Annotated in this window: 1 protein-coding gene and 4 pseudogenes; 2 read left to right on the top strand and 3 right to left on the bottom strand. The window is 68.5% G+C overall.

The genetic code is table 11. The annotated features are described in order from the left end of the window. From AC2W7M_RS18870 to AC2W7M_RS18860, 3 genes and pseudogenes are all read right to left on the bottom strand, one after another. Window positions 1–358: pseudogene (locus AC2W7M_RS18870) on the bottom strand (TolC family protein); the annotation flags it as partial. A 65-nt stretch (window positions 359–423) separates the two neighbouring features. Beyond that, window positions 424–855, bottom strand: coding sequence for a hypothetical protein (locus tag AC2W7M_RS18865; protein WP_149577664.1), 432 nt, complete (start codon window positions 853–855; stop codon window positions 424–426). 158 nt (window positions 856–1,013) lie between these two features. Further along, a pseudogene (locus tag AC2W7M_RS18860) lies at window positions 1,014–1,448 on the bottom strand (MerR family transcriptional regulator); the annotation flags it as partial. Between the two features lie 67 nt (window positions 1,449–1,515). Here AC2W7M_RS18860 and AC2W7M_RS18855 point away from each other — a divergent pair. Together AC2W7M_RS18855 and AC2W7M_RS18850 are read left to right on the top strand one after the other, a co-directional pair. After that, window positions 1,516–3,764: pseudogene (locus AC2W7M_RS18855) on the top strand (heavy metal translocating P-type ATPase). Window positions 3,765–4,102: 338 nt separating this feature from the next. Further along, window positions 4,103–5,522 (top strand): annotated as a pseudogene (locus tag AC2W7M_RS18850) (efflux RND transporter permease subunit); the annotation flags it as partial.

Raw genomic sequence — 5,522 nt, 5'->3', positions numbered from 1 at the left:
GCCACGCCGACCCCGGCGCCGGCGCCGCCAGCCGCGCCTCGCGCTTGCCGCCCAGCTCTACCAGTTGGCTGATCTGGATCGTCTGCTCGGCAAGGTCCAGCCCCTGGTAGGAGCCCGAGCCCGCCGCATTGTCCACCTCTAGGGAGAGGTTGGGGTTGGGCAGGGCCCCGGCCTGGGTATTGCGGCCGGCTGCGATGCCGATGTCGCGTTCCGCCGCCGTGAGGCGCGGATTGGCGGCAAGGGCGCTGGCGAGGGCGCTTGTGAGGGTCAGCGGACGGGCGGTTTCGGCGCGCGTCTGCGACGCGTGAAGCAGCGCGAGCGCTGCCCCAAGCGCAAGCGCGAGGGCACGAGGCGACATGATCTGATCCAAAGTCTGATGGCGGATCGCCGACGCGGGGCGTCAGCGCGCGAGCAGAAGTCGGATCAGGCGCGCGGGGGGCGGATGTCTGCGGGAACGGAGCGGCCGGCGCTCAGGCGCGTGGGCGCTACCTCCGACGTGGATGGCAGACGCAGGGCCTCGCTTGCTGCCGGAGTATATGGCACCACCATGGAGCAGCCATGGCAGTCATGGTCCGAGGCAGGCTGGGGCTGGGCCGGGTCATGCGCGGCGCCGAACACCTTGGCATCCGTAGCGGCGAGGGAGGGGTCCGCAACGGATGCCTCGACGGGCGACAGGTCGGTGCTCGACACACCGACGCCCGTCAGCGTAACTGAGGTCCCAGCCAACTCTCCCAGAGCGCCGTCCACATCAAAGATGTGATGCGCTGCCAGTGCGCTTGCGAACGGCCCGGCCACAAGGCATGCCACCACGACGACCGACACGGCGCGGCGGAACGCCGGACCGGTGATCGACATGAGGACTTTTGCCAAGACGCGAAGCATGGACCATGAGAGACCCCAAGAGCCGCGATGTGTCAAGTCTTTCGGAAGCGCTGCGTCAGCGTACCCGAAAAGCTTGGGAGATCGCTTGAATTTCGGCCGATCCCAAGGTTTTCGCCCTGGCCGTTATGAAATTGACATTGTCCGTGATCGGAAAGCGTCTCGATCACCCTGCACTGTGCCACGTGGCCGTGGGCGCAGCCGTCGACCATGCGTTGAAGCTCCGCCTCCAGCGCCCTTAGCGCGGCGATGCGGCTGCGCACCTCGATCAGCCGCGCGCTGGCGATCTCGTCCGCCGCCGCGCACGACTGCTCGGGCCGGTCCTGCAGCGTCAGCAGGGTGCGGATAGCCTCGATGTCAAAGCCCAGCTCGCACGCATGGCGGATGAAGGCCAGCCGCTGCAGGTGGGTGGCGCTGTAGAGGCGGCGGTTGCCCTCGGTGCGCGGCAGCGCCGGCATCAGGCCGATCTCCTCATAGAAGCGGATGGTGGGCACCTTCACCCCGCTTAAGCGCGCCGCCGCGCCGATGGGCAGGAGGTCGGGAAAATTTTCGGACGACGGGCCGGACATTGGGGCTTGCTCCTCTAGTGACTAGAGCATCTAGGATCCGCAGCGTGACGCAAAGAAAGGCCGCATCATGACCGCTCCTCTCGTTCAAAGCCGGTTCCGGGTGACCGGGATGGACTGCGCCTCCTGCGCCGCGAAGATCGAGGGCACCACGCTGCGCATCGCCGGCGTGGCGGAAGCCGAGGTCTCGGTGGCGGCCGGCACGCTGGTGATCCGCCACGCCCCGGACGCCGACCTTGCGCCCCTCGCCGGGCGCCTTCCCCCATGGGCTACGCCCTCGCTCCGCTCGCGGCCGGCGGCGGGCAGCGCAAGGCACACGACCATGGAGAGAGCTGCGCGGGGCACGATCATTCCGACCACGACCATGCGGGCCACGACCACACCGGCCACGATCACGCAAAGCACGACCACGCCGAAACCGGCGGCCACGACCATGGTGCTGTCCCCGCCGCCGAAGGCAGATGGTGGTCCACCGGCAAGGCGCGCCTCACCCTCCTGAGCGGCCTCGCTTTGGTTGCGGCCTCCGGCATCGGGACCTTCGTCCCGGCGGTGCAATCGTGGCTGTTCCTCGCCGCCATGCTGGTGGGCCTCGTGCCCATCGCCCGGCGCGCCATCGCGGCCGCCGCGAACGGCATGCCCTTCACCATCGAGATGCTGATGACCATCGCAGCGGCGGGCGCCGTGGTCATCGGCGCGGCCGAGGAGGCGGCGGCGGTGGTGTTCCTGTTCCTGGTGGGCGAATTGCTGGAAGGCGTCGCCGCCGGCCGGGCGCGCGCCAGCATCCGCGCGCTCACCGCGCTGGTGCCAAAGACCGCATTGGTGGAGCGCGACGGCGCCACGGTCGAGGTGCCCGCCGCCAGCCTCGTCGTGGGCGAGGTGATCCTGGTGCGGCCCGGCGACCGGATTTCCGCTGACGGCCTCATCGTCGCCGGCGAGAGCGGCATCGACGAGAGCCCGGTGACCGGCGAGAGCGTGCCGGTGCGCAAGGGGCCCGACGCCACCGTCTTCGCCGGCACCGTGAACGGGGAGGCGGCGCTGCGCGTGCGCGTCACCGCCACCGCCGAGGACAACACCATCGCCCGGGTGGTGAAGCTGGTGGAGGAGGCGCAGGAAAAGCGCGCGCCCACCGAGCGGCTCATCGATCGCTTCTCGCGCTACTACACCCCCGGCGTGGTGGTGGTGGCGGCGCTGGTGGCGGTCATCCCGCCGCTGCTGTTCGGCGGGGCGTGGGATGCCTGGATCTACAAGGGCCTTGCCATCCTCCTCATCGGCTGCCCCTGCGCGCTGGTGATCTCGACCCCGGCCGCCATCGCAGCCGGCCTCTCCGCCGGGGCGCGGCGCGGGCTGCTGCTGAAGGGCGGCGCCGTGCTGGAGACGGCGGGCAAGGTCACCACCGTCTGCTTCGACAAGACCGGCACCCTCACCGCAGGAAAGCCGCAAGTGACGGACGTGATCGCCTTCGCCCTGCCGGACGCCGAGGTGCTGCGCCTCGCGGCAGCGCTGGAGACCGGTTCGAGCCACCCCCTCGCCAAGGCCATCCTTGATCGCGCGGCAGCGGACGCCATCGCCATTCCCGTGGCGGAAGCCGCGCAGGCGCTGGGCGGCAAGGGCGTGTCGGCGCAGGTGGAAGGACGCGAGGTGTTCCTCGGCTCGCCCCAGGCCGCCGCCGCGCGCGCGGCCCTGTCGCAAGAGCAGGCCGACCGGATCGCGGCATTGAACGACGCCGGCAAGACCGTGTCCCTGCTGGTGGCCGACGGCGCCATCGCCGGGGCCATCGCCATGCGCGACGAGCCCCGCCCCGACGCCCCCGAGGGCCTTGCCGCGCTGAAGCGGGAGGGCATCCGCACGCTGATGCTCACCGGCGACAACCGGCGCACGGCGGAGGCTATCGGCCGGCAGCTGGGCATCGAGGTGCGTGCCGAGCTGCTGCCGCAGGACAAGCTGCGCATCGTCGGCGAGCTGCAGCAAGAAGGCGCGGTGGTGGCCAAGGTGGGCGACGGCATCAACGACGCCCCGGCGCTGGCCGCCGCCGACATCGGCATCGCCATGGGCGGCGGCACCGACGTGGCGCTGGAAACGGCGGATGCCGCCGCCCTCCATGGCCGGGTGAAGGACGTTGCCTCCATGATCGCCCTGTCCCGGCGCACCATGGGCAACATTCACCAGAACATCGCCATCTCGCTGGGGCTGAAGGCGGTATTCCTCGTCACCACCATTGCCGGCATCACCGGGCTGTGGCCCGCGATTGTGGCCGACACCGGCGCCACCGTGCTGGTGACCCTGAACGCGCTGCGGCTCCTCTCCTGGGGGCGTGGGTGACAGGGCGGGCAATTCGCAGCGAAGCCCGGCTCTTCATTCCAGACCTTGATAGCTCAACGCGCGCGAGTCTCTTGCTTCAGATCTTTTTGAGCACGGCGGTTACGAATATGAGGCTGCCCGCGAAGATCAGGCCCGCTATTGCGCTCGGTGGCCGGCGATGGCGGAGTATACCTTCACACTAGAACTCTTCTTCGATCCTTCGCCGCCCCCGACCACCCAACCAAGACAGTTGCTCGCGATAATTTTTTCCTCCACAAATGAGGGTAAGAAAATTATCGTGGGAGCGATTCGATGGCTGCGGTTCGCGTGCTTGCCGATCATCCTGAAGTTGACGCTCGCCTCGCCGAGTTCGGCGTGTGGCCCGCGTAGAGATCGGGCCGGATGAGCGACGCGGCATCACCGAGCTCAATGGCGAGGGCGAAGTCACCAGCGGCATCGTGCTGCAGCGCTTCGGTGCCAATGCGCTGACCGTGATCGAGAACGTCAAGGCGCGGCTTGCCGAGATCGCCTCCAGCCTCCCCAAGGGCGCCGAAATCGTGCCGGTCTATGACCGATCCGAGCTGATCGGCCGGGCGATCGAGACGCTGAAGGGCACGCTGATCGAGGAAAGCATCATCGTCGCGCTGGTCTGCGTGGTGTTCCTGCTGCATCTGCGCAGCGCGCTGGTCGCCATATTGATGCTGCCGGTCGGCATCCTGATGGCGTTCGCGGCGATGAAGGCGATCGGGCTCGGCTCCAACATCATGAGCCTGGGCGGCATCGCCATCGCGGTGGGCGCCATGATCGACGCCGCCATCGTGATGATCGAGAACGCCCACAAGCATCTGGAGCGCGCGTCACCGGACAAGCCGCGGGTCGAGATCCTGATCGAGGCGGCGAGCCAGGTCGGTCCGGCGCTGTTCTTCAGCCTGCTGGTCATCACCGTCTCCTTCCTGCCGATCTTCACGCTGGAATCGCAGGAAGGCCGGATGTTCGGCCCGCTCGCCTTCACCAAGACCTTCGCCATGGCGGCCGCGGCCCTTCTATCGGTGACGCTGGTGCCCGCGCTCATGGTGGTCTTCGTGCGCGGCCGGATCATTCCGGAGCACCGGAACCCGATCAACCGGTTCCTGATCTGGGTCTACCGCCCGGTCATCCGCGGCGTCCTGAAGGCCAAGACGCTCACCATCCTCGTCGCGCTTGTCGTGCTCGGGGTGACGCTCTGGCCGGCACGCCAGCTCGGTTCGGAGTTCATGCCGAGCCTCGACGAGGGCACGTTGATGTACATGCCGACCACCTTGCCGGGCATCTCCATCACCAAGGCCGCCGAGCTGCTGCAGGTGCAGGACCGCATCATCAAGAGCTTCCCGGAGGTGGCTTCGGTCTATGGCAAGGCCGGGCGAGCACTGACCGCGACCGATCCGGCGCCGACTGAGATGTTCGAGACCATCATCAATCTGAAGCCGAAGAGCGAATGGCGGCCCGGCGTCACCATCGACAGCCTGAAGGCCGAGATGGACCAGGCGCTGCAATTCCCCGGCGTGTCGAACGCCTGGACCATGCCGATCCGCGCCCGCATCGACATGCTGGCGACCGGCATCCGCACTCCGGTCGGGGTCAAGGTGTTCGGCACCGATCTCGCCCAGATGGAGCAGAGCGCCCGCGAGATCGAGCGGGTGCTGCGGTCCGTGCGGGGCACGTCCAGCGCCTATGCCGAGCGGGTGATCGGCGGCTACTATCTCGACATCGTGCCGGACCGGGAAACGCTCGGCCGCTACG

Source organism: Xanthobacter sp. BG11Y11_SDJG (genome assembly GCF_057364445.1).
Note: the sequence above shows the minus strand (reverse complement) of the source record. Positions and strands in the feature narration are given on the sequence as shown.

Excerpts from the sequence above, each read along its gene's own strand:
- AC2W7M_RS18865 (WP_149577664.1), bottom strand. The coding sequence starts at position 855 with ATGTCGATCACCGGTCCGGCGTTCCGCCGCGCCGTGTCGGTCGTCGTG.